This window comes from Phenylobacterium sp., assembly GCF_041916435.1.
Taxonomy (GTDB): domain Bacteria; phylum Pseudomonadota; class Alphaproteobacteria; order Caulobacterales; family Caulobacteraceae; genus Phenylobacterium.
The window spans coordinates 221,984-243,642 of the sequence record NZ_JAYRZM010000001.1 but is presented as its reverse complement, the minus strand read 5'-3'; the positions used below and the strand labels follow the sequence as shown (position 1 = coordinate 243,642).

General features: G+C 70.6%; 25 protein-coding genes and 1 tRNA gene. 12 read left to right on the top strand and 14 right to left on the bottom strand.

Annotated elements, in window-relative coordinates; genetic code table 11:
- Positions 1–34: 34 nt before the first annotated feature.
- Together ACE3TA_RS01225 and ACE3TA_RS01220 are read left to right on the top strand one after the other, a co-directional pair.
- The gene (locus tag ACE3TA_RS01225; RefSeq protein ID WP_374569871.1) at positions 35–1,246 is read left to right on the top strand and encodes an MFS transporter; all 1,212 of its coding nucleotides are present in this window, start codon (positions 35–37) and stop codon (positions 1,244–1,246) included.
- A gap of 80 nt (positions 1,247–1,326) precedes the next feature.
- Positions 1,327–2,580, top strand: coding sequence for an acetyl-CoA C-acetyltransferase (locus ACE3TA_RS01220; RefSeq protein WP_374569870.1), 1,254 nt, complete (start codon positions 1,327–1,329; stop codon positions 2,578–2,580).
- Between the two features lie 84 nt (positions 2,581–2,664).
- On the opposite strand, the gene ACE3TA_RS01215 is transcribed toward ACE3TA_RS01220, so the two are convergent.
- Positions 2,665–3,036 carry a hypothetical protein gene (locus ACE3TA_RS01215; protein WP_374569869.1) on the bottom strand — a complete coding sequence of 124 codons (372 nt, stop codon included), beginning with the start codon at positions 3,034–3,036 and terminating at the stop codon, positions 2,665–2,667.
- Between the two features lie 275 nt (positions 3,037–3,311).
- On the opposite strand from ACE3TA_RS01215, the gene ACE3TA_RS01210 reads away from it, so the two are divergent.
- The 4 genes from ACE3TA_RS01210 to ACE3TA_RS01195 are packed head-to-tail and all read left to right on the top strand — an operon-like array spanning position 3,312 to position 6,818.
- Positions 3,312–4,427, top strand: coding sequence for an MlaE family lipid ABC transporter permease subunit (locus tag ACE3TA_RS01210; RefSeq protein WP_374569868.1), 1,116 nt, complete (start codon positions 3,312–3,314; stop codon positions 4,425–4,427).
- A complete protein-coding gene (locus tag ACE3TA_RS01205; protein ID WP_374569867.1) occupies positions 4,424–5,245 on the top strand; it encodes an ABC transporter ATP-binding protein in 822 nt (273 codons plus the stop codon). Before ACE3TA_RS01210 ends, ACE3TA_RS01205 begins: the two co-directional genes overlap by 4 nt.
- Complete coding sequence (locus tag ACE3TA_RS01200) at positions 5,245–6,183, top strand: MlaD family protein (protein WP_374569866.1); 939 nt, start codon at positions 5,245–5,247, stop codon at positions 6,181–6,183. Before ACE3TA_RS01205 ends, ACE3TA_RS01200 begins: the two co-directional genes overlap by 1 nt.
- Positions 6,180–6,818: an ABC-type transport auxiliary lipoprotein family protein gene (locus tag ACE3TA_RS01195; RefSeq protein ID WP_374569865.1), complete on the top strand. Its 639-nt coding sequence runs from the start codon at positions 6,180–6,182 to the stop codon at positions 6,816–6,818. Before ACE3TA_RS01200 ends, ACE3TA_RS01195 begins: the two co-directional genes overlap by 4 nt.
- On the opposite strand, the gene folD is transcribed toward ACE3TA_RS01195, so the two are convergent.
- Genes folD through ACE3TA_RS01175 form a run of 4 tightly spaced genes read right to left on the bottom strand, consistent with a single transcriptional unit; the run spans position 6,815 to position 9,828 of the window.
- Complete coding sequence (gene folD / locus ACE3TA_RS01190) at positions 6,815–7,711, bottom strand: bifunctional methylenetetrahydrofolate dehydrogenase/methenyltetrahydrofolate cyclohydrolase FolD (protein ID WP_374569864.1); 897 nt, start codon at positions 7,709–7,711, stop codon at positions 6,815–6,817. The two genes, ACE3TA_RS01195 and folD, sit on opposite strands and share 4 nt — an antisense overlap.
- A 48-nt stretch (positions 7,712–7,759) precedes the next feature.
- Positions 7,760–8,218 (bottom strand): NUDIX domain-containing protein, encoded by a 459-nt coding sequence (locus tag ACE3TA_RS01185; RefSeq protein ID WP_374569863.1) that lies wholly within the window; start codon positions 8,216–8,218, stop codon positions 7,760–7,762.
- Complete coding sequence (locus ACE3TA_RS01180) at positions 8,218–9,231, bottom strand: S1/P1 Nuclease (protein WP_374569862.1); 1,014 nt, start codon at positions 9,229–9,231, stop codon at positions 8,218–8,220. The genes ACE3TA_RS01185 and ACE3TA_RS01180 overlap by 1 nt, the downstream gene beginning before the upstream one ends.
- A gap of 9 nt (positions 9,232–9,240) precedes the next feature.
- A complete protein-coding gene (locus ACE3TA_RS01175) occupies positions 9,241–9,828 on the bottom strand; it encodes a glutathione S-transferase family protein (protein ID WP_374569861.1) in 588 nt (195 codons plus the stop codon).
- Positions 9,829–9,996: 168 nt separating this feature from the next.
- Between ACE3TA_RS01175 and ACE3TA_RS01170 the strand changes: the two genes are divergently transcribed.
- Positions 9,997–10,488, top strand: coding sequence for a 3D domain-containing protein (locus tag ACE3TA_RS01170; protein WP_374569860.1), 492 nt, complete (start codon positions 9,997–9,999; stop codon positions 10,486–10,488).
- 21 nt (positions 10,489–10,509) lie between these two features.
- On the opposite strand, the gene ACE3TA_RS01165 is transcribed toward ACE3TA_RS01170, so the two are convergent.
- The 6 genes from ACE3TA_RS01165 to cobA all read right to left on the bottom strand — a co-directional run bounded on the left by ACE3TA_RS01165 (position 10,510) and on the right by cobA (position 15,525).
- On the bottom strand, positions 10,510–11,325 hold the full coding sequence (locus tag ACE3TA_RS01165) for a ferredoxin--NADP reductase (protein WP_374569859.1): 816 nt from the start codon (positions 11,323–11,325) through the stop codon (positions 10,510–10,512).
- A gap of 98 nt (positions 11,326–11,423) precedes the next feature.
- Entirely contained in the window at positions 11,424–12,161 is a 738-nt protein-coding gene (locus ACE3TA_RS01160; RefSeq protein ID WP_374569858.1) for a phosphoadenylyl-sulfate reductase, read from the bottom strand.
- A 2-nt stretch (positions 12,162–12,163) separates the two neighbouring features.
- On the bottom strand, positions 12,164–12,667 hold the full coding sequence (locus ACE3TA_RS01155; RefSeq protein WP_374569857.1) for a DUF934 domain-containing protein: 504 nt from the start codon (positions 12,665–12,667) through the stop codon (positions 12,164–12,166).
- On the bottom strand, positions 12,651–14,306 hold the full coding sequence (locus ACE3TA_RS01150) for a nitrite/sulfite reductase (protein WP_374569856.1): 1,656 nt from the start codon (positions 14,304–14,306) through the stop codon (positions 12,651–12,653). The genes ACE3TA_RS01155 and ACE3TA_RS01150 overlap by 17 nt, the downstream gene beginning before the upstream one ends.
- A gap of 11 nt (positions 14,307–14,317) precedes the next feature.
- Positions 14,318–14,680: a DUF2849 domain-containing protein gene (locus tag ACE3TA_RS01145; protein ID WP_374569855.1), complete on the bottom strand. Its 363-nt coding sequence runs from the start codon at positions 14,678–14,680 to the stop codon at positions 14,318–14,320.
- Entirely contained in the window at positions 14,677–15,525 is an 849-nt protein-coding gene (gene cobA / locus ACE3TA_RS01140) for a uroporphyrinogen-III C-methyltransferase (protein ID WP_374569854.1), read from the bottom strand. The genes ACE3TA_RS01145 and cobA overlap by 4 nt, the downstream gene beginning before the upstream one ends.
- 174 nt (positions 15,526–15,699) lie before the next feature.
- Between cobA and gcvA the strand changes: the two genes are divergently transcribed.
- Together gcvA and ACE3TA_RS01130 are read left to right on the top strand one after the other, a co-directional pair.
- Positions 15,700–16,656, top strand: coding sequence for a transcriptional regulator GcvA (gcvA, locus tag ACE3TA_RS01135; protein WP_374569853.1), 957 nt, complete (start codon positions 15,700–15,702; stop codon positions 16,654–16,656).
- A gap of 12 nt (positions 16,657–16,668) precedes the next feature.
- Positions 16,669–17,001: a chorismate mutase gene (locus ACE3TA_RS01130; RefSeq protein ID WP_374569852.1), complete on the top strand. Its 333-nt coding sequence runs from the start codon at positions 16,669–16,671 to the stop codon at positions 16,999–17,001.
- On the opposite strand, the gene ACE3TA_RS01125 is transcribed toward ACE3TA_RS01130, so the two are convergent.
- Together ACE3TA_RS01125 and ACE3TA_RS01120 are read right to left on the bottom strand one after the other, a co-directional pair.
- The gene (locus ACE3TA_RS01125; protein ID WP_374569851.1) at positions 16,974–17,324 is read right to left on the bottom strand and encodes an Hpt domain-containing protein; all 351 of its coding nucleotides are present in this window, start codon (positions 17,322–17,324) and stop codon (positions 16,974–16,976) included. The two genes, ACE3TA_RS01130 and ACE3TA_RS01125, sit on opposite strands and share 28 nt — an antisense overlap.
- Positions 17,325–17,414: 90 nt before the next feature.
- Positions 17,415–17,855, bottom strand: coding sequence for a hypothetical protein (locus tag ACE3TA_RS01120; RefSeq protein WP_374569850.1), 441 nt, complete (start codon positions 17,853–17,855; stop codon positions 17,415–17,417).
- A gap of 367 nt (positions 17,856–18,222) precedes the next feature.
- Between ACE3TA_RS01120 and ACE3TA_RS01115 the strand changes: the two genes are divergently transcribed.
- Both ACE3TA_RS01115 and ACE3TA_RS01110 read left to right on the top strand, forming a co-directional pair.
- A tRNA-Lys gene (locus tag ACE3TA_RS01115) sits at positions 18,223–18,298 on the top strand.
- A gap of 162 nt (positions 18,299–18,460) precedes the next feature.
- Positions 18,461–19,627, top strand: a complete 1,167-nt coding sequence (locus ACE3TA_RS01110) for an acyl-CoA dehydrogenase family protein (protein WP_374569849.1) — start codon at positions 18,461–18,463, stop codon at positions 19,625–19,627.
- Here ACE3TA_RS01110 and ACE3TA_RS01105 read toward each other — a convergent pair whose 3' ends face one another.
- Positions 19,628–20,323 (bottom strand): GNAT family N-acetyltransferase, encoded by a 696-nt coding sequence (locus ACE3TA_RS01105; protein WP_374569848.1) that lies wholly within the window; start codon positions 20,321–20,323, stop codon positions 19,628–19,630.
- Between the two features lie 171 nt (positions 20,324–20,494).
- Between ACE3TA_RS01105 and ACE3TA_RS01100 the strand changes: the two genes are divergently transcribed.
- Positions 20,495–21,658, top strand: coding sequence for an acyl-CoA dehydrogenase family protein (locus tag ACE3TA_RS01100; RefSeq protein WP_374569847.1), 1,164 nt, complete (start codon positions 20,495–20,497; stop codon positions 21,656–21,658).
- The last annotated feature ends 1 nt before the right edge of the window (position 21,659 follow it).

Below are 21,659 nucleotides of genomic sequence, written 5' to 3'. Positions count from 1 at the left end.
GACCGGCCCCGCCGCCGCGCCTAGGAAAAGGCGCATGTTCGAGCGGTTCGTCCGTCTGCCCCGCACGGTCTGGGCGTTGGGGCTGGTGTCCCTGTTCATGGACGTCTCCTCGGAGATGATCCACGGCCTTCTGCCGGTCTTCCTGGTCTCGACGCTGGGCGCCTCGCCGGCCCTGCTCGGCCTGATCGAGGGCGTGGCCGAGGCGACCGCCTCGATCACCAAGGTGTTCTCCGGCTGGCTCAGCGACCGGCTGGGCAAGCGCAAGCTCCTGACCGTGGCCGGCTACGGCCTGGCGGCCCTGACCAAGCCGGTGTTCCCGCTGGCGGCGACGCCTTACGAGGTGCTCGCCGCGCGCTTCGCCGACCGCATCGGCAAGGGCGTGCGCGACGCGCCGCGCGACGCCCTGATCACCGACGTGGCGCCCAAGCAGATGCGCGGCGCGGCGTTCGGCCTGCGCCAGTCGCTGGACACGATCGGCGCCGTCGTCGGCCCGGGCCTGGCGATCGGCCTGATGGCGCTGATGGCCGACGACATGCGCGCGGTGTTCGGCTTCGCCGTGATCCCCGCCGCCGCGGCGGTGCTGCTCCTGATCTTCGGCGTGAAGGAGCCGGACGGCGCGGCCGGCGCCGCGGCCGCGCCGGCGCCGATCCGCTGGGCCGACGTGCGCGGCATCGGCACGGCGTTCTGGATCGCCGTGGCCGTGGGCGTGCTTTTCACCATGGCGCGGTTCTCCGAGGCGTTCCTGGTGCTGCGCGGATCGGACGCGGGCCTGCCGCTGACCCTGACGCCGCTGGTGCTGATCGCGATGAACGTGGTCTACGCCCTGGTCGCCGCGCCGGCCGGCGGCCTGTCCGACCGCATCGGCCGCCGGCGCCTGCTGGCCGCCGGGGTCGTGGCCCTGATCTTCGCCGACGCGCTCCTGGCCTGGTCGGGCGACCTGGCCGGCGTGATGGCGGGCGTGGCGCTGTGGGGCCTGCATATGGGGCTGACCCAGGGGCTCTTGTCGGCCCTGGTGGCCGACGCCGCCCCGGCCCGCCTGCGCGGCACGGCCTTCGGCCTGTTCAACCTGGCCACCGGCGTGACCCAGCTCATGGCCAGCCTGGCGGCCGGCGCGATCTGGGCCCGATGGGGCGCGCCGGCGACCTTCATGACCGGCGGCGGCTTCGCCCTGGCGAGCCTGATCGGCGTGACGGCGCTGCTGAAGGCGCGCGATCCCGCCCCGGCGGCGCCGAAAAAAGGGGGCTAGCCTGCCCCAGCGTCCGCCGGTTCAAACTCGTGTTCGAGATCGATTTGCGCGTAGACGCATTTTGGGAAGGATCTGCAGGAATGACTGAAGCTTGGATTATCGATGCGGCGCGCACGCCGCGCGGCGTTGGCAAGTTGGGCAAGGGCGCGCTGGCGGACTTCCACCCGCAGCGCCTGGCCGCCACCGTGCTGAAGGCCGTGGCCGAGCGGAACAATCTGAACACCGCCGAGGTGGACGACGTGATCTGGGGCACCTCGTCCCAGCGCGGCAAGCAGGGCAACGACCTGGGCCGCATGGCCGCCCTGGACGCCGGCTACGACGTGCGCGCCAGCGGCATGACGCTGGACCGCTTCTGCGGCTCGGGGATCACCGCGGTGAACCTGGCGGCCTCGCAGATCATGTCCGGCATGGAGGACCTGGTCATCGCCGGCGGCACGGAGATGATGTCCTACACCGCCTCCAGCGCGCCGCAGAACGCCGCCTTCTTCGAGGGCCCGGCGCTGATGGACGCCGGCAACGCGCATCTGCGCAAGATCCACCCGCAATCGCACCAGGGCATCTGCGCCGACGCCATCGCCACCCTGGAGAACATCCCGCGCGAGGCGCTGGACGAGCTGGCCTATGTGAGCCAGCAGCGGGCGGCCAAGGCCATCGACGAGGGCCGCTTCGACAAGTCGCTGGTGCCGGTGTTCCATGACGACGGCACGCTGGCGCTGGACCGCGAGGAGTTCCCGCGTCCGCAGACCACGCTCGAGGGGCTGGCGGCGCTGAAGCCGTCGTTCGAGGCCATCGCCAATGTGCCGATGGACGCGTCGGGCATGACCCTGGCCGGGCTGATCCAGCAGGTCTATCCGGACCTGAAGATCAAGCACGTGCACCACGCGGGCAATTCGTCGGGCGTGGTGGACGGCGCGGCGGCCGTGGTGCTGGCCTCGCCCGACTACGCCAAGAAGAACGGCATGACGCCGCGCGCCCGCGTGGTGGCCATGGCCAATGTCGGCGACAGCCCGACCCTGATGCTGAACGCCCCGGTCCCGGCGGCGCACAAGGCGCTGAAGAAGGCCGGCCTGACCGTCGACGACATCGACCTGTGGGAGATCAACGAGGCCTTCGCCGTGGTGACGGAGAAGTTCATCCGCGACCTCGGGCTCGATCGCGAGAAGGTCAATGTGAACGGCGGCGCCATGGCCCTCGGCCACCCGATCGGCGCCACCGGCTCCATCCTGATCGGCACGATCATCGACGAACTGGAACGCCGCGACCTCAAGCGCGGCCTGGTCACCATGTGCGCCGCCGGCGGCATGGCGCCGGCGATCATCGTCGAGCGGATGTAGGAAAATCCTGGCTGGAGCCGCGCGCCTCGATCGATTCGACGAGGCCGCGCGCGCTCCGGCGCGCCGCGCGCGGCGCCCGGCCGGTCAGTCCTCGTCCGGCCCGGCGGCCGGCGGCGCCTCGGGTTCGTCCGCAGGCGGAGATTCGAGCGGCGCGTTCATCTCCGGCTGGTGCTGACGGATGATGTCTTCCTGTTCCTGCACGCGTACGGCGCTGCGCACGTTCAGCCGCGTGAGCACCTCCACGCGGTCATAGCGCTCGCGCGCCTCGACCAGCGGCGAGCGCCAGTCGCCCTTGGCCAGATTGTCGGTCTCCCCGGCGAAGAGGATGACGACGCGGTCGGCGACGTCGGCCAGCACGTAGTTCGCTCCCGCCGGCGGCAGCGGCCGAGCCTCGTCGAGCTGCGTGTAGCGGTAGATGGTTCCGGACTTGCCGGCGAAGTCGATCTGGCGGGTCAACGCACTCTCCCAGCCCTGAAAGATGACGACGGGACGCCCCCGGAAGGTTCGCCCGCGCCCCTCGATACCCGTCCGACTGGGGCGAAAGATTGGCCGATTGCGCCGCCTGGACGATCACCAAGGCGAGAGGCGCCCCAAGCTGGGCGCCGGGCGCGAAGGTCGCGCTCGGCGGCATAAGGCGTTCGGTCGGCGGCCAGGCTCTGTTAGGGTCGGCCGCTTCGGGCCTGATTCAACGGCCCAGCTTGTAGCGTCGGAGGCTTGGCGGACCCTCGCCCATGGATCGTCCCGCTGACTTCAAGGTCGAAGACACGGCCGCTGGCCGTGTCGCCCTGCTTACGGGGGACTGGACCGCCGGATCCCTGGGACGGGCGGCCGATCAATTGGCCGAGTACCTGGACGGCGCGCCCGCCGGCGTGCTCGACCTGACCGGCGTGCACCGGCTCGACACCGCCGGCGCCTACGCCCTGGTGCGCGCCACCGGCGGCGCGCTCAAGGCGGCCGAGCTTCGCGCGCGCCCCGAGACCAAGCGGCTGATCGACCTGGTCGCCCGCGCCGCCCAGACCAAGAAGCCGCCCCCCGCCCCGCGTCGCGGCTTCGAGGACATGCTGGTGCGCATCGGCAGGGGGGTGATCAACCTCGGCGCCGACGCTGTGGGCACCCTGGCCTTCGGCGGCCACCTGCTGGCCGTCACCGGCCGCAACCTGATCAATCCCGCCCGCATCCGCTGGGCCGCCTGCATCTCGCTGGCCGAGCGCGCGGGGCTGGACGCCCTGCCGATCGTGGCCACGACCGCCTTCTTCATCGGCGCGGTGGTGGGCCTCCTGGGCGCGAACATGCTGCGCCAGTTCGGCGCCCAGGTGTTCGCCGTCGAGCTGATCGGCATCGCGGTGATGCGCGAGTTCAACATCATCATCACCGCCGTCCTGCTGGCCGGCCGCTCGGCCTCGAGCTTCGCCGCCGAGATCGGCTCGATGAAGATGAACCAGGAGATCGACGCCATGCGCGTCCTGGGGGTCGACCCGTTCGAGGCCCTGGTCTTCCCGCGCTTCTTCGCCCTGCTGCTGACCATTCCGCTGCTCACCTTCGTGGCCACCCTGGCCGGCCTGTTCGGCGGCCTTTTGGTCACCTGGTCGGTGCTGGACCTGGGGCCGGCCTTCTTCCTGCAGCGCATCATCGACAACGTGGGCGCCACCCATTTCTGGATCGGGCTTTCGAAGGCGCCCGTGATGGCCATGGCGATCGCTGGAATCGGCTGCCGCCAGGGCATGGAGGTGGGCGGCGACGTGGAATCCCTGGGCCGGCGGGTGACGGCGGCCGTGGTGCACGCCATCTTCGCCATCATCCTCATCGATGCGGTGTTCGCCCTGATCTACATGGAACTGGACATTTGAGCGGCGCGGCCGACAACGAGCCGGCCTTCGGCGGCGAAGGCCCCGCCGTGGAGGTGATCGGGCTGCGCTCGCAGTTCGGCGACCACGTGGTGCACGACAACCTCAACCTCACCGTTCGCCGCGGCGAGGTGCTGGGCGTCGTCGGCGGCTCCGGCTCGGGCAAGTCGGTGCTGCTGAACACCATCATCGGCCTGAAGAAGCCCGAGGCCGGCACCGTGCGGGTGCTGGGCTATGACGTGCAGACCAGCTCGCGCAAGCGCTGGTCGCGGGTGGAGCGGCGCTGGGGCGTGCTCTTCCAGAACGGGGCGCTGTTCTCCAACCTGACCGTCAAGGAGAACGTCTCCGCGCCGATGGTCGAGCACACGCGCCTGTCGCGCAACGAGGTCAGCGAACTCGCCGACCTGAAGATCGCCCTGGTGGGCCTGCGCGCCGACGCCGCCGACCTGAAGCCCGCGGAGCTGTCCGGGGGGATGCGCAAGCGCGTGGCCCTGGCCCGCGCCCTTGCGCTCGATCCGGAACTCCTCTTTCTGGACGAACCCACCGCCGGCCTCGACCCGATCGGCGCGGCCGCCTTCGACGAGCTGATCCGCGACCTGTCGGAGAGCCTGGAGCTGACCCTGTTCATGATCACCCACGACCTGGACACGCTCTACGCGATCACCGATCGTGTGGCGGTGATCGCCGACAAGCACGTGGTGGCCACCGCCCCCGTGGCCGAGCTGGAACGCTCCGACCACCCCTGGATCCGCGAGTACTTCCTGGGTCCCCGCGGCCGCGCCGCGGCGGCCGGGGCCAAGCTCGCCGCCGAGGAGGCCTGATGGAAAGGAACGCCAACTACGCCCTGGTGGGCCTGTCGACGCTGATCCTGTTCATCGGCGCGGTGGTGTTCGCCGTGTGGCTGATGCAACTGCGCTTCGCCCAGGACTACGACGTCTACGACATCGTCTTCCAGGGGCCGGTCCGGGGCCTGTCGCAGGGCGGCGAAGTGCACTTCAACGGCATCAAGGTCGGCGAGGTCACCAAGATCGACCTGGACCCGAGCGACCCCACCCGCGTGATCGCCCGTACGCGGGTGACCTCCAACGTGCCGATCCGCCAGGATTCCTACGCCACCCTGGAGCCCCTGGGCGTCACCGGCGTGAACCTGGTGCAGATCACCGCGGGCACGCCCTCCAAGCCGCTCCTGAAGGACGTCACCCCCAAGGGGCAGATTCCCAAGATCCAGAGCCAGCGCAGCACCCTGGCCGACCTGCTGGAGGGCGGGGGCACGGTGCTGACGCGAACCGTGGAGGCGCTCGACCGGCTCAACCGGGTGATGTCCGACAAGAACATCAAGACCTTCGGCGACGCCCTGGCCGACACCCAGGCGGTGACCGCCGAACTGGCGAAGCACAAGGACATGATCGGCGACGCACAGAAGGCGTTGCAGGACATCGACGCGGCCGCCCAGCAGATCGCCGAGCTCTCCCAGTCGACCAAGGGCCTGGTGGACAACGACGGCAAGAAGACCCTGGCCGACTTCGACAAGGCCGCCCAGGAGGTCGGCGCCGCCGCCAAGGACCTGCGCGGCATGGTCGCCGAGCTTCAGGGCCCGACGGCGGACTTCGCCAAGAACGGCCTGCCGCAGATCACCGACGCGGTGACCGCCCTGCAGTCGGCGGCCACCTCGCTGGAGCGTCTGTCCAACGAACTGGAATCCAACCCGCAGGGCCTGGTCAGCAAGGCGCCCGCGCAGGAAGTCAAGGTGAAGCCATGAGCCTGGCACGATCGATGGTCCGCGCCGCGGGCGTGGCGCTGGCGGCGGCGGCCCTGGCGGCCTGCGTCACCGTGTTTCCCAAGACCAAGCCTGTCCAGCTCTATCGCTTCACCGCCCCGCAGCCGGCGGCCGAGGCGCCGCAGGGCGAGGTGACGCCGGTGGGCGTGTTCAAGAACCGCACGAGCTTCTCGCGCGCGGTGGCCTCCGACCGGATCCTGACCATGAGCGGCTCCAAGGCCGCCTACATCGCCGACGCGCGCTGGGTGTCGCCGGCGAGCGTCCTGTTCGACGAGGCGCTCAACCAGGCGTTCGACGACAACGTCGGCCCCGCCCGGCTGGTGGTGCGCGGCGAGGCTTCGCGGGCGGCCTACTTCCTGCGGGTGGAGGTGAACGGCTTCGAGGCGGACTACGACCACGGCTCGCGCGGCGCGCCGACGGTGCTGGTGAAGCTGCGCGCGGTGCTGACACGCTCGTCCGACCGCGCGCTCATCGGCGACGTGACCTTCGACGTGCGGACGCGCGCCAAGAACAACCGGGTCGGTTCGATCGTCGAGGCCTTCGACGAGGCGTCGGGCGAGGCGATCGCCAAGCTGATCGCCTGGACCAACGAGAAGGCGGTTCCGACGAAGGACTAGCCGTCCAGGCCGTTCAGGCGCTTGGCGGCGGTCACCGTGTTCTGCAGGAGGCAGGCGACCGTCATCAGGCCGACGCCGCCCGGCACGGGCGTGATCCAGCCGGCCACCTGACGGGCGGCCTTGTAGTCCACGTCTCCGACCAGCTTGGTGCGCCCCTCGGCGGCCTTGACCGGATCGTCGAACGGCACGCGGTTGATGCCCACGTCGATCACCGCCGCGCCCGGCTTGATCCAATCGGCCTTGATCATCCGCTGGCGGCCGACGGCGGCCACCAGGATGTCGGCCTCGCGGCACACGGCCGGCAGGTCGACGGTGCGCGAATGGGCGATGGTGACGGTGCAGTCGGCCTGCAGCAGGAGCTGGGCGATCGGCCGGCCCACCAGCACCGAGCGGCCCACCACCACCGCGCGCTTGCCCGCTAGATCCCCCACGGTCTCGCGCAGCAGGATCATGCAGCCCATCGGCGTGCAGGGCACCAGCGCCGGCAGCCCCTGGGACAGGCGCCCGGCGTTGACCACGTGCAGGCCGTCGACGTCCTTGTCGGGATCGATCGCCGCCAGCAGCGGCTTCTCGTCCAGCCCCTTGGGCAGGGGAAGCTGCAGCAGGACGCCATGGATGGCGGGGTCGGCGTTGAGGCTCTGGATCAGCGCCAGGACCTCGTCCTGGGGGGTGTCGGCCGGCAGCCGGTGGGTGACCGAGTGCATCCCGGCCTCCAGCGACTTCTCGCCCTTGGAGCGCACATATACCTGGCTGGCCGGGTCCTCGCCCACCAGGATCACGGCCAGTCCGGGCTGCAGACCGTGCCTGACCTTCAGCTCGGCGACCTCGGCCGCCACCTCGGCGCGCAGCTTCTCGGCATAGACCTTGCCGTCGATGATCTGGGCTTCAGACATGGATGCGCCTCCCGAAAACGCGCGCCCGCACTAACGGTTTGGGCCGAGTCACGCAACGCGGCGCAGCCAGGCGGCCACCGCCCAGGCATGGGAGTCGTGGCGCAGGCGGGCGATCGCCTCGTTCGGGTCGAGCCAAAGAAGCTCATGGTCGGCCTCGACCTTCAGGTGCGGCGCCTCGGCCTGAATGCGAACGGCGAACAGCGTCGAGCGGTTGTTGAACGCCACGCCGTCGGTGTTGATGAAGAGCTGGTCGGCGCGGGCGAAGGCCCTGCCCGCCGACACCTTGAGCCCCGTCTCCTCACCGAATTCGCGCACCACGGCCACATCGGCGGTCTCGCCCGGGTCGATCCCGCCGCCCGGCAGGTCGATCCAGGGCGTGTCGAAGCCGATGGGCTGCACCCGGACCACGGCGATCAGCCCCTCGCGCAGGGCCAGGCCGAACGCGGCGGGGCGGTCGGCGTAGACGCGGCCGTCCTGCACGGCGCCGAACTGGGGAACCGCCTCCATCAGTCGACGCCGTAGAGCGCGTCGAACGGATCGACCTTGCCGGCCTCCACGTCGGCGACGCTCACCGCCGGCCAGCCGACCGTCGACTCCCCGCCCGCGCGCCAGGCCTCCACGATCAGGTCGCGCAGCTCGGTGGCCCCGGCGGCGAGCCGCGCGGTGACGAAGGCCACCCCGCGCGGATCGTCCGGCGAAAAGCCGCCGGCCTTCTCCAGGGCGTAGAGCGGCTCGACCTCATGGCCGGCGACGGCGAGATAGTCGGCCGTGCGCCGTTCGATCGGACAGCCGCAGTCGTGGAAGGCGCCGACGTCCGCGGCGACGGCCTCGGGCTTGATGTAGCCGCGCACGAACTGGCCCTCGAAGGGGCCGTGGATCTTGGCCTGGGTGTAGCCCTTGGGGTTCGGATAGGCGCCCCAGCCGTTGTAGTGGACGCTCACGTGCAGCGGCTGCGAGCCGTCGCCGACGTAGTGCGACAGATTGCCGATCGTGCGCAGGATCAGCTCCTCGCGGCGGCGGCGGTCCTCGGCGTACCAGGCGCGGCGCCCCGGATCGGTCGCGCGGGCCTCGGCGGCGTTCAGCACGCGCCAGTAGCCGAAGTCCTTGGCGAGCTGCTGCCAGGACGAGATGATCGAATAGGGAAGATAGCCGGCCTTCCAACTGTCGACGCCGGCGGCGCGCAGGGCGGTCTCGTAGTCGGCGCGGGTGGCCGGCAAGGCGGAGAGCAGAGGCCCGCCGAGGACGCGGCCGCTGTCGTCCAGGTCCAGGAAGTGGCCGGGATCGCGGTCCAGGTCGTGCACCTTGCCCGCGCCCTTGGAGCGGTCGAGCTCGCGCGACAGCTCGCCGATGTCCGAGGCCGCCGTGGGCGTGCGCAGGAAGGCGGGAACCTCGTTAGGCAGCGCCTCGGCGGCCGTCATGCCGATGATCCTGTGGCCGCTGGCGCCCCAGGCCAGGGCCGCGCCGGGCGCGAGCGACAGGGCGGCCAGCGCGACGGCGGCCAGACGAAACGGACGCAACATGGACACTCCTCAGGCGATGCCGAGGGCCGCCTCCACCCGAGCCACCCAGGCCTGGACCTTGGGATAGCGGGACAGGTCGAAGCCGCCCTCGTGCGCCACCCGCGTATAGGCCACCAAGGCGACATCGGCGAGACTGAGCCGGCCGCCCACGAGGAATTGCTCGGCTTCGAGCGCATCCTCCAGGCGCTGGAGCGCCCCGTTCCCCCGCTCGAACAGCTTCGGGTCGAGTTCGCCGAGCGGCTTGCCGAGATAGTGGTGGTGGAAGCGGGCGACGGCCACGTAGGGCTCGTGGCTGTACTGCTCCCAGAACATCCATTCCAGCATCCTGGCCCGCTCATAGGCGTCCGCAGGGATCAGGTCCGAGCCCTCGGCCAGGTGCAGGATGATCGCGTTGGACTGGGCGAGCGGGCGGCCGTCGTCCAGCAGGACCAGCGGAACCTGGCCGGCCGGGTTCATCGCCAGGAAGGCCGGCGTGCGGGTCTCGGCCTTGAGCACGCTGGTCTCGATCCACTCGTAGGCCCGGCCCAGCCGGTCGGCCGTCCACTTCACCTTCAGGCAATTGCCGGAGATCGAGTCGCCGTAGATCCTAAGCGTCATTAGCTCTGCCCCAAAAATGCCTTGCGGACGAATAGCTGCGCGGATTCAAGGCGCAAGCGAATGAGTCTAACAGCCCGCTCAGCTCGGCTGACTCCTTTTTCTTGTCAGCGGCGCTCAAGCCCCTCAAAACGTTCGGCGATCCAGATCAACGACTGAGGAGACGCCGTCGTGCGACGCCGCCTCGCCGCCCTGGCCGTCGTCCTTCCGCTGATCGTCGCGGGGGGTGCGGCGCACGCCGCCCCCGCCAACCCCGATCCGATCGGGGACCTGATCGTCTCGATTCTGTCGGGCTCGCCGATCGGCACGCCCGACTGGAGCCTGAAGGCGACCCTCTATCACGCCGGGGCCAAGGGCGTGGGCGCGCTGGACTCGCTGGGCTGCAAGGTGGTGGCCATGCGCACGGCCGCGGTCGATACGCACCTGATCCCGCGCCACACGGTCCTGTTCATCAAGGAGACGGTCGGCCTGCCGATGCCGGACGGCACCAAGCATGACGGCTACTGGTACGCCTCGGACACCGGCGGGGCGATCAAGGGCGAGCGGATCGACCTCTACACCGGCAAGGGCGCGTCCTCGATGGCCCCGATGCGCCAGCTCAACCTGGACACCCTCAGCGTCAGCAAGGTCGGCGAATTCAAGGGCTGCCCGCCGGCCAAGTAAGGCCGGCCCGGACCTTCGGGCTCAGGTCTCGACGAAGGCCCGCTCGAGCACATAGTCGCCGGGCGAGGAGATCGACCCCTCCACATAGCCCATGCCTTCGAGCTGCACCTTCAGGTCGGCCAGCACCGACGGCCCGCCGCACAGCATGACGCGATCCTCCGCCGGATTGAGCGGCGGCAGGCCCAGGTCGCGGGACATCTGACCGGACGCGATCAGGTCGGTGATCCGGCCCTGGGTCCTGAACGGCTCGCGGGTGACGGTCGGGTAGTAGCGCAGCTTGGGTGCGACAACCTCGCCGAGGATCTCGTCGTTCGGCAGCTCGGTCTCGAACAGCGTGCGGTAGTTCAGGTCGGCCACGTGGCGCACGGTGTGGGTCACCACCACCGTCTCGAAGCGGTCGTAGACCTCCGGGTCGCGGGCCAGCGACAGCCAGGGCGCCAGGCCCGTGCCGGTGCCCAGCATGTAGAGCCGCTTGCCGGGCTTGAGGCCGTCCAGCACCAGGGTGCCGGTGGGCTTCTTGCCGATCAGCACCTCGTCGCCGACCTTCAGGTGCTGCAGGCGCGAGGTGAGCGGGCCGTCCTGGACCTTGATGGAGTAGAACTCCAGCTCGTCGTGCCAGGCCGGGCTGGCGATCGAATAGGCGCGCACCAGCGGCTTTCCGTCCACCTCCAGGCCCACCATCACGAACTGGCCGCTGGAGAAGCGGAAGCCCGGATCGCGGGTGGTGCGGAACGAGAAGAGTTCGTCGGTCCAGTGCTGGACCCAGGTCACCCGTTCGACGAGGAAGGCGCCTCGGGCCTTGCTGGCGGCCGGCGCGGCCACGGTGGCGTCAGTCATGGTCAACTCGAGCTAGCTGAGCAGATCGGGGCGCAGAAGACCGCAATTTGCTCAAGAGTCTTTGAATTCGGACAAATTCGGCGAGGGGTGTCCTGCGGTCAGATGTCGCCGCCCACGTTGGCGACGGCGCCCGGCGCGCGGGCCAGATGTATGCCGCATTCGGTCTTGTCGGAACCCTTCCAGCGGCCGGCGCGCACGTCTTCGCCGTCCTCGACGGGCTGGGTGCACGGCCAGCAGCCGATGGAGGGGAAGCCCTGTGCGACCAGCGGATGGGCGGGCAGGTCATGCTCGGCGGCGTAGGCGTCCAGCTCCACCTTGCCCCAGTTGGCCAGCGGATTGAACTTCACCTTGCCGTCGGCCGGCTCGACCACCGGCAGCGAGACCCGGTCGCCGCCATGGAAGCGCTTGCGCCCGGTGATCCAGCCGTCGAACTCGGCCAGCGCGCGGTCCAGCGGCAGGACCTTGCGCACGTGGCAGCAGGCGTCGGTGTCGGACTGCCAGAGCTTGGCCTCGGGATCGGCCACCGCCAGGTCCTGGTAGGCGGGGCGCAGGTCGCGCACGCCGGTGAGGCCCAGCCTGGCGGCGAGCTGCTTGCGGTAGTCCAGGGTCTGGCCGAACAACATGCCGGTGTCGAGGAACAGCACCGGGATGTCCGGCTTCAACTGGGCGACGAGGTGCAGCAGCACCGCCGATTCCGCGCCGAACGAGGACACCAGGGCGAGCCGGTCGCCGAAGGTCTCGATCGCCGCCTCCAGCACCGTGGCCGGATGGGCGTGACGCAGCTCGGCGTCCAGGCGGGCGGCCAGGGAGGGCCGCTCCAGTTGATCGTAAGCCATACTCAGGTCCCTTCCCGCTCCACGAACGCCGGGGCGCGGCCGTCGGCGGAGCGCTGGTAGACGTGGCGGTGACGGGCCGCGGCGCGGGCCCAGTCCTGCGGCGAGGCGCCGTCCGCCGGCTCGAAGGCGTCGAAGCCGACGCGCACCATGAAGCCGGCCTGCTCGCGCAGGACGTCGCCCACGGCGCGGACCTCGCCGGAAAAGCCGAGCCGCTCGCGCAGCAGGCGCGCATAGCTGTAGGCGCGGCCGTCGCCGAACTTGGGAAAGGCCAGCGCCACCACCGCCAGGCGCGGCAGGTCGTAGGCCAGGGCCTCGACGTCCTCGTCCGGTTCGATGCGCACGCCGATCGCGCGGCCCTCGGACAGAAGCGCCTCGCCTTCCGACTCGAAGCGCGCCAGCGAGACGATCACGTCGCCGGGCGGCATGTCGTCCTCGTCGGCGACCTGGGTGAAGGGGTCCTCCACCAGGCTCATCTCGCCGGCCTTGAGCTTAATGAGCGGCGGCATAGACGGCCTCCTTGAACGGGGCGACGCCGGTGCGCCGGAAGGTGTCGAGGAAGCGCTCGCCCTCGGCGCGCTCGCGCAGATAGACCTCGACCAGGGTGTCGACCGCCTCGGCCACCTGGTCGGCCGGCAGGGCCGGACCCAGGATCTGGCCGACAGCGGCGTCCTCGGCCCCGGAGCCGCCGAGCGTGAGCTGGTAGAACTCCTCGCCCTTCTTATCGACGCCCAGGACGCCGATGTGGCCCACGTGGTGGTGGCCGCAGGCGTTGATGCAGCCGCTGATCTTCACCTTCAGCTCGCCGATGGTCTCGGCGCGGTCGGGATCGGCGAAGCGCTCGGCGATGTCCTGGGCGATCGGGATCGCCCGGGCGTTGGCCAGCGCGCAGTAGTCCAGCCCCGGGCAGGCGATGATGTCGCTGATCAGGTTGATGTTCGCCGTGCCGAGCCCGGCCTGGGCCAGGGCCGCGTAGACCGCCGGCAGGTCGTCCTGCCTGACGTGCGGCAGGACCAGGTTCTGCTCGTGGGTGACGCGCACGTCGTCCTGGCCGTAGCGCTCGGCGAGGTCGGCCACCACGTCCATCTGGTCGGCGGTGGCGTCGCCGGGCGTCTCGCCGATCGCCTTCAGCGAGACCTCGACGATGGCGTAGCCGGGCGTCTTGTGCGCCTTGACGTTGTTGCGCGCGAAGCGGGCGAAGGCCGGGTCGGAGGCCTTGGCCTCCTCGAAGGCCGCCGAGACGGGCGGCAGGGTCTCGAAGCGCTTGGGCGCGAAGGCGGCGCGGATGCGGGCGAGCTCGGTGTCCGGCAGGTCGCCGGCCGGACCGATCTTCTCCCACTCGGCCTCCACCTGGCGGCCGAACTCCTCGGCGCCAAGGGCGGCCACCAGGATCTTGATGCGCGCCTTGTACTTGTTGTCGCGCCGGCCATAGCGGTTGTAGGTGCGCAGCACCGCCTCCAGGTAGGAGAACAGCCGCCCGGCGGGCAGGAATTCGCGGATCGTCGGCCCGACGTAGGGCGTGCGGCCCATGCCGCCGCCGACGATCACCTCGAAGCCGAGCTGGCCGTCGCGGCCCCGGCGCAGCATCAGGCCGATGTCGTGCACCTTGGCGGCGGTGCGGTCCTTGGCCGAGCCGGTGATCGCGACCTTGAACTTGCGCGGCAGGAACGAGAATTCCGGATGCAGGCTCGACCACTGGCGGATCGCCTCGGCCCAGACGCGCGGATCGTCCAGCTCCTCGGCGGTGGCCCCCGAATAAGGGTCGGCCGTGGTGTTGCGGATGCAGTTGCCGCTGGTCTGGATGGCGTGCATGTCCACGCTGGCCAGGGCGTCCAGGATGTCCGGCGCATCGCGCAGCTTGATCCAGTGGAACTGGATGTTGGTGCGCGTGGTGAAGTGGCCGTAGCCCTTGTCGTAGGTGCGCGCGATCCAGGCCAGCTTGCGAAGCTGGGCCGCGTTCATCGAGCCGTACGGGATCGCCACGCGCAGCATGTAGGCGTGGAGCTGCAGGTAGAGCCCGTTCATCAGCCGCAGCGGCTTGAACTGGTCCTCGGTGATCTCGCCGGCCAGGCGGCGGGCGACCTGTTCGCGGAACTCGGCGGAGCGGTCCGCGACGAATTCACGGTCGAGGGTGTCGTAGAGGTACATCGGCCCCTCCCCTAACGCTTGATCAGCTTGACCCGGCCGGCCGAGCGGGCCGCGCCGGAGGCGTGTTGCAGGGCCTCGATGGCCTGGCCGCCCTCGGCCTGCTTGCCGTGACGCAGATGGTTGGTGGGCCCCAGCGCGCGCAGCCGCTCGCGATAGGACACCGGCGCCCACATGCCCTCGGATTCGGCGAGGTCGATCAGATACGGGTCGATCACCACCGTCGGCTGGGCCTTGGCGTGGCCCTCGGCGGCGAGCGCGGCCTCGCCCTCGCCCTCGGCGAACAGCTCGGCCTCGGCGAAGCGCTCGACCCAGCGGTCCTTGGCCCAGAAGACGACCTCGCCGTCGATCAGGCGGTTGGCGGTCAGCGCCCTCATCCCACAACTCCCCGGCCCAACTGACGGGCCTCCTGCACAAGTCCCTCGACGCCCTGGCCCGGCCGGGCGAGGGCCATGGCCTCGCCGACGATCAGCAGGGCCGGGCCGGAAAGGCCCGCCGCCGCCTCGGCCAGGCCGGCCAGGGTGGTGACGATCCGCCGCTCGTCGGGGCGGCTGGCGTTCTCGACGATCAGGGCCGGGGTCGAGGCCGCGCGGCCCGCGCCCGTCAGCCGCCCGGCGATCTCGCCGGCGGTGGACAGGCCCATGTAGACGACGACGGTGTGGTTGGGCCGCGCCAGGGCCGGCCAGTCCAAGTCCGGAGCCTCGCCCTTGGCCGCGTGGCCGGTGACGAAGGTGACCGCCTGGGCCGCCCCGCGGTGGGTGAGCGGCGCGCCCGCATTGGCGCCGGCCGCCAGGGCCGTGGTGATCCCCGGCACAATGCGGCAGTCCACGGCCGCTTCGCGGCAGGCTTCCAGCTCCTCGCCGCCACGGCCGAAGATGAAGGGATCGCCGCCCTTCAGCCGCACCACCTCCAGCCCCTCCAGGGCGAAGGCGACCAGCATGCGATTGATCTCGTCCTGGGCGTAGGAATGGCGCGACTTGCGCTTGGCCACGCAGATGCGCCGCGCCGCGGCCGGCGCGAGATCGAGAATCTCGTCGGACACGAGGCCGTCGTGGACCACCACGTCGGCGCCCTGCAGCGCCTTCAGCGCCTTGATCGTCAACAGGTCTGGGTCGCCGGGACCGGCGCCCACGAGCCACACGCGGCCCGGCTCGACCGGGCGCTCGCCGCCCAGGACGACGAGGCGTCCCTGCCGCTTCGACTTGGCTGCGCGTTGCGCCATGGCTTTAGCTTCTCTAAACGCTTACCCAGGGACATGTGGCGGGACGGGCTGACGCCCGCCCCGCACAGCGCCCGCCGACGAAAAGGGCCGATACATCGGCGAGCGGTTGCAAACTGGGTCCGGCGACGCCACTTCGCAACCCAAGGAGTTCTGCCCGGGTTGTCAGGAAAACTCATGGAACGAAACGTCGAGCGCCGCCGCTTGCCGCCGCTCAACGCCCTGCGGGCCTTCGAGGCCGCCGCTCGGCATCTCAACTTCAGCCGCGCTGCCGACGAGCTTTCGGTGACGCCCGGCGCGGTCAGCCAGCAGATCCAGAACCTGGAGGACTACGTCGGCGCACCGCTGTTCAAGCGCACGCCGAGGGGCCTGCTCCTGACCGACGCGGCGCAGACCGCCCTTCCCGCGCTGCGCGAGGCGTTCGACCGGCTGGCCGAGGCCGCCTCGATGCTGACGGCGGCGGTGGACGGACGGCGGCTGACGCTCACGGCGGCGCCCTCGTTCGCAGCCAAGTGGCTGGTGCCGCGGCTCGGCCGGTTCGAGGAAGCCCATCCGCAGGTGGACGTGTGGCTCTCGGCCGGCATCGACCTGGTGGACCTGACCGCCGGCGAGGTGGACGTGGCCATCCGCTACGGCGGCGGCCGCTATCCGGGGCTGGAGGTGACGCGGCTGATCAGCGAGGCGGTGATCCCGGTGGTCAGCCCGACCCTCTTGCAGACGACGCCGCTGGGCGAGCCCAAGGACCTGGCCAACCACACCCTGCTGCACGACGGCTCGCCCGAGCTCGACGATTCCTGCCCCGACTGGCCGATGTGGCTGGCCGCGCGGGGGCTGAAGGGGATCGACGGGGCGCGCGGGCCCCGCTTCAACCAGTCGAGCCTGGTGATCGAGGCCGCCGTGAACGGCCGCGGCGTGGCGCTGGCCAAGCGCACCCTGGCCCAGGCCGACCTGGACGCCGGCCGCCTGGTCGCGCCCTTGCAGATCGAAACCGCCGTGGATTTCGCCTATTACCTGGTCCACCCCAAGGCCAAGGGCCGGCTGCCCCAGGTGAAGGCCTTCATCACCTGGATCAAGGCCGAGGCCGAGGCGCACGAGGCGGCGCTGCGGGCGATAGACAATGGCGCAGGAATCTGAGTTCCACCCCCTATGACCATCCCTGTTGACGACCGCCTGCCTCCCCGCGACTGCACCACCATGGCCGAAGTGCGCCAGGGCGTGGACGCGCTGGACCGGGCGCTGGTGGCCCTGTTGGCCGAGCGCCAGGGCTACATGGACGCCGCCGCGCGCATCAAGGCCGACCGCGCCGCCGTGCGCGACACCGCCCGCATCGAGGACGTGGTGGCCAAGGTGAAGGCCGCCGCGCGGGCCGCCGGGCTGTCGGAGGCCATCGCCGAGCCGGTCTGGCGCCTGCTGATCGACCGCTCGATCGCCTACGAATTCGCCGCCTGGGATCAGTCGCGCGGCGACTTGAGCGACTGAAGCGCCTGCTCGTGGGCGTAGGCGGCCACGTCGGCGAGCGCCGCGTTCAGCGCGTCGCGCACGGCGTCGAGGTGCGCGGCTCCTAGCGATTCGGCCTGGGCGCAGGCTTCGCCGAGCGCGAAGGCGCCGACGCCGCGGGCCGATCCCTTGATGGTGTGCACCGCGTCGCGCCAGCCGTCGAAGCCCGGATCCAGCATGGCGGACCAGATCGCGGCCTGCTCGCGGAACAGCGCCAGCACCTCCTCGATCACCTGGATATCGCCGGCGGCGAACTCTTCCAGGTAGTCGAAATCCACCGCGCCCGTCAGATCGCGTCTGGCCATCGGAGCCTCTCGAAACGGCGGGAAGACCCCGCGCCCGCCAAGCTCCGTCCTAGCGCATTTCGCGCGCCCGCGTCGCCTGGCCTTGATGGATCAGCCCGTCAGCGCGGCGGGAGGCCCGCCGCGAGCGCCGGCCCACCCTCGCCGCACGCGGAACGCGGCCGCCTCGACGCGCGCGGGCCCGGCGCTCCGCGCCAGGCGTCGCTCGCCCTCGCCGGGCGCCGTTCGCCGGCGAACGCGGATGCGCGCGCGCTGCCCGCCGGACAGGTTCCGCGAACGCGCCCAGTTCGCCGCGTGAGCGGCCCGCTGGCGAGGACGCGGATCGACGTCGCCGCCCCGGCCGTCGTCGCCCTGAGCGAAGGTGAAGCTGGTGGCCGCGACCAGGAAGACCAGGCCCAGCGCCAGGAATGCGACCACGCCGCCCATGGCGGCCCGAGCCTCGGCGTCGTCGCCGTCGGCCCTGTACTGAGGCGCCAGCCAGAGGCAGACGCCCGCGATCGCGAGGAAAAGCCCCCCGAAGATGTAGAGCGTCATGCGCCGGAACCCGGCGCATGACGTTTCAGACGCGCGGCGGCGCTGCGGCCGCCCCCGATCAATAGCCGCTGACCTGTCATAATCACCCAGACGCCCATTCGAGCTTGATTACTATAGGTGGTGCACCCTAGCCGGTTAGCGGCAGGCGCGTCGACGGCTTACGCGCGTGCGGCGTGCGCCCCTGTTAAGATCGCCTGTGGCGCAAGCCGCCGCGTCGGCGTCACGGCTGGCGGAGGCCGCGCTTGCAAAGCTCGCAAAGGGAGGGTAGGAGAACGCCTCCCAAACGGGACCCCGAAAAAGGCCGCTGCAAAACAGCCGCTCGGGCCCCTCGGGAACGGTCCGCAACGCCTTAGGGCGCAAGGGCTGCGGGTGTATAGCTCAGTTGGTAGAGCAGCTGACTCTTAATCAGCGGGTCGTAGGTTCGAATCCTACTACACCCACCATCTCCTCCAAGGATTTGGCCCCGGCCGGGGCGGTTTTCGGCGCTGAGCGCGAGCGCCGGCGCTTGACCATCCCCAAAGCCGCCTGGGCGATATAGATCAGGCTGACGCCAAGCAATCGAACGCGCGGCCGCCTGACGCGCCGCCGCCCCGGGGAGATGAACCATGGATTTCGCGCTCAGCGACGAGCAGGAGGCGATCCGCGCCGCGGTGCAGAAGGTCTGCGCCCAGTTCGACAAGGCCTACTGGCTGGAGGTCGACCGCAACGGCTACTTCCCCGAGGCCTTCTACCGCGCCATGGCCGCCGACGGCTGGCTGGGCGTGTGCATGCCCGAGGCGCTGGGCGGCGCGGGCCTGGGCATCAGCGAGGCGGCGATCATGATGCGCGCGGTCTCCGAGAGCGGCGGCGGCATGACCGCGGCCTCGGCCATCCACATGAACGTCTTCGGCCTGAACCCGGTGGTGGTGTTCGGCACGGACGAGCAGAAGCGCCGCATGCTTCCGCCGATCCTGAAGGGCGAGGAGAAGGCCTGCTTCGGCGTCACCGAGCCCAACACCGGGCTCAACACCACCCACCTGCGCACCCTGGCCGTGCGCGACGGCGACCACTACGTCGTCAACGGCCACAAGGTGTGGATCTCCACCGCCCAGGTGGCCCGCAAGATCCTGCTGCTCGCCCGCACCACGCCGCTGGAGGAGGTGCGCAAGCCGACCGAGGGCCTCAGCCTGTTCTACACCGACCTGGACCGCACCAAGGTGGCCGTGCACGAGATCGAGAAGATGGGCCGTGCGGCCGTCGATTCCAACGAGCTGTTCATCACCGACCTGCACGTGCCGGTGGAGGACCGCATCGGCGAGGAGGGCCGCGGCTTCGAGTACATCCTGCATGGCATGAACCCGGAGCGGATCCTGATCGCCGCCGAGGCGACCGGGCTCGGCCGCCTGGCGCTGGAGGCGGCCAGCGCCTACGCCAAGGAGCGCGTGGTGTTCGGCCGGCCGATCGGCCAGAACCAGGCGATCCAGCATCCCCTGGCCCGCAACTGGATGGAGCTGGAGGCGGCCTGGCTGATGACGATGAACGCGGCCTGGCGCTACGACCAGGGCCTGGACTGCGGCGCGGCCGCCAACTCGGCCAAGTTCCTGGCGGCCGAGGCCGGCTACAACGCCTGCCAGCAGGCGGTGATGACCCACGGCGGCTTCGGCTACGCCCGTGAGTTCCACGTCGAGCGATACCTGCGCGAGATCATGATCCCGCGCATCGCCCCGGTCAGCCCGCAGCTCATCCTGTGCTTCATCGCCGAGAGGGTGCTGGGCCTGCCCAAATCGTACTGATCAGGCGCCTGCCCCGGGGCGCGTCAGCACCGTCATGATCATCTGCCGGCGCACCTCGAAGCCCAGCGAGCGGTAGAGGCCGATGGCGCCGGCGTTGTGGGCGTAGGAGTGCAGGAACGGCGTCTCGCCGCGCTGAAGGATGCGCGCGGCCACGACCCGCATCAGCGCGCCCGCATAGCCCCGTCCGCGGTGCTCCGGCAGGGTGCAGACCCCGCTCACCTCGGTGAAGCCCGCCGGCTTCATCCGCTCCCCGGCCATGGCGATGAGCCGGCCGTCCTGCTTGACGCCCACGAAGTCGCCGAGCTCGTGGGTGCGGGCGCGGAACGGGCCCGGCTTGGTCAAGGTCGCCAGGGCCAGCATCTCGGCCGCCTCGGCCTCGCCGAGCGGAACGATCTCGAAGGCCGGCGGATCGGCCGGCGTCACCGCTTCGGCGACCATCTGCACCAGGGTGCGCCGCTCGGCGGCGAGGCCGGGGATGTCGGGCCAGGGCTCGGCCTCGACCATGGCCGCCTCGTCGCCTTCGAGGACCAGGGCCGCGAGCGCCGCGAGGCTCTCCGGCGAGGGATCGGCCGCGGCGACGAAGATCCCGTAGTCGGGCTCCAGGCGCAGCGCCCGCCCGTCGCTGCGGGCCAGCGCGGCCTGGCGCGCGGTGAAGGCGTTCCAGACGGGCCGGTCCAGCGGATGAAGAACGCTCAAGCTCGCAGCTCCCGATCATCAGTGCGCCCCAAGCGCTAGCGGATCGCCGTGGCGGCGCGCAACCGGCTTCAGCGCCCGGCCGGCGCGGCGGCGGCCACTGACGTAGCGGCGCCTCGTCATCGTCCGCGCTTCGTGGGAAACCACCGCGCGAACGCTGCGATTGGGACGCCGATGACCGACCACGACCGAGACGACCTGGAGCCGATCCTTCAGACCGTGCGCAAGCTGTGCGCCGGCTTTCCGGGCGAATACTGGCGCGAGCGCGACCGGGAGCGGACCTATCCGACCGCCTTCGTCCAGGCGCTCACCGAGGCGGGTCTCCTGGGCGTCCTGATCCCCGAGGAATACGGCGGCAGCGGCCTCGGCCTGACCGCCGCCTCGGCGATCCTGGAGGAGATCCACGCCAGCGGCTGCAACGCCGCGGCCGTCCACGCCCAGATGTACACCATGGGCACGGTGCTGCGGCACGGCAGCGAGGCGCAGAAGTCCCAATGGCTGCCGAAGATCGCCTCGGGCGAGATCCGGCTGCAGGCCTTCGGCGTGACCGAACCCACCGCCGGCACCGACACCACGTCGATCACCACCCAGGCCGTGCGCCAGGGCGACAAGTACGTGATCAACGGCCAGAAGGTGTGGATCAGCCGGGCGGAACACTCCGACCTGATGGTGCTGCTCGCCCGCACCACGCCGAAGGACCAGGTGGCCAGGAAGGCCGACGGCATCTCGGTGTTCCTGCTCGACATGCGCGAGGCGGTCGGCAAGGGCCTGACGATCAAGCCGATCCGCACCATGTTCAACCACGCCACCACCGAGCTCTTCTTCGACAACCTGGAAATCCCGGCGTCGTGCCTGATCGGCGAGGAGGGCAAGGGCTTCAAGTACATCCTGGACGGCATGAACGCCGAGCGCATCCTGATCGCCTCGGAATGCATCGGCGACGGCCGCTGGTTCGTGGCCAAGGCCGCCGACTACGCCAAGCAGCGCGTGGTGTTCGGCCGGCCGATCGGCCAGAACCAGGGCGTGCAGTTCCCGATCGCGCGCGCCTACGCCGAGGTGCGCGCGGCCAAGCTGATGACCCGCGAGGCGGCGGCCCGCTACGAAGCCGGCAAGCCGGCCGGCGAGGAGGCCAACATGGCGAAGATGCTGGCCTCCGAGGCCTCCTGGCACGCGGCCGACATGTGCATCCAGACCCACGGCGGCTTCGGCTTCGCCGAGGAGTACGACGTGGAGCGCAAGTTCCGCGAGACGCGGCTCTACCAGGTCGCGCCGATCTCCACGAACCTGATCCTGGCCTATGTGGCCGAGCACGTGCTGGGCTTGCCGCGCTCCTACTGAG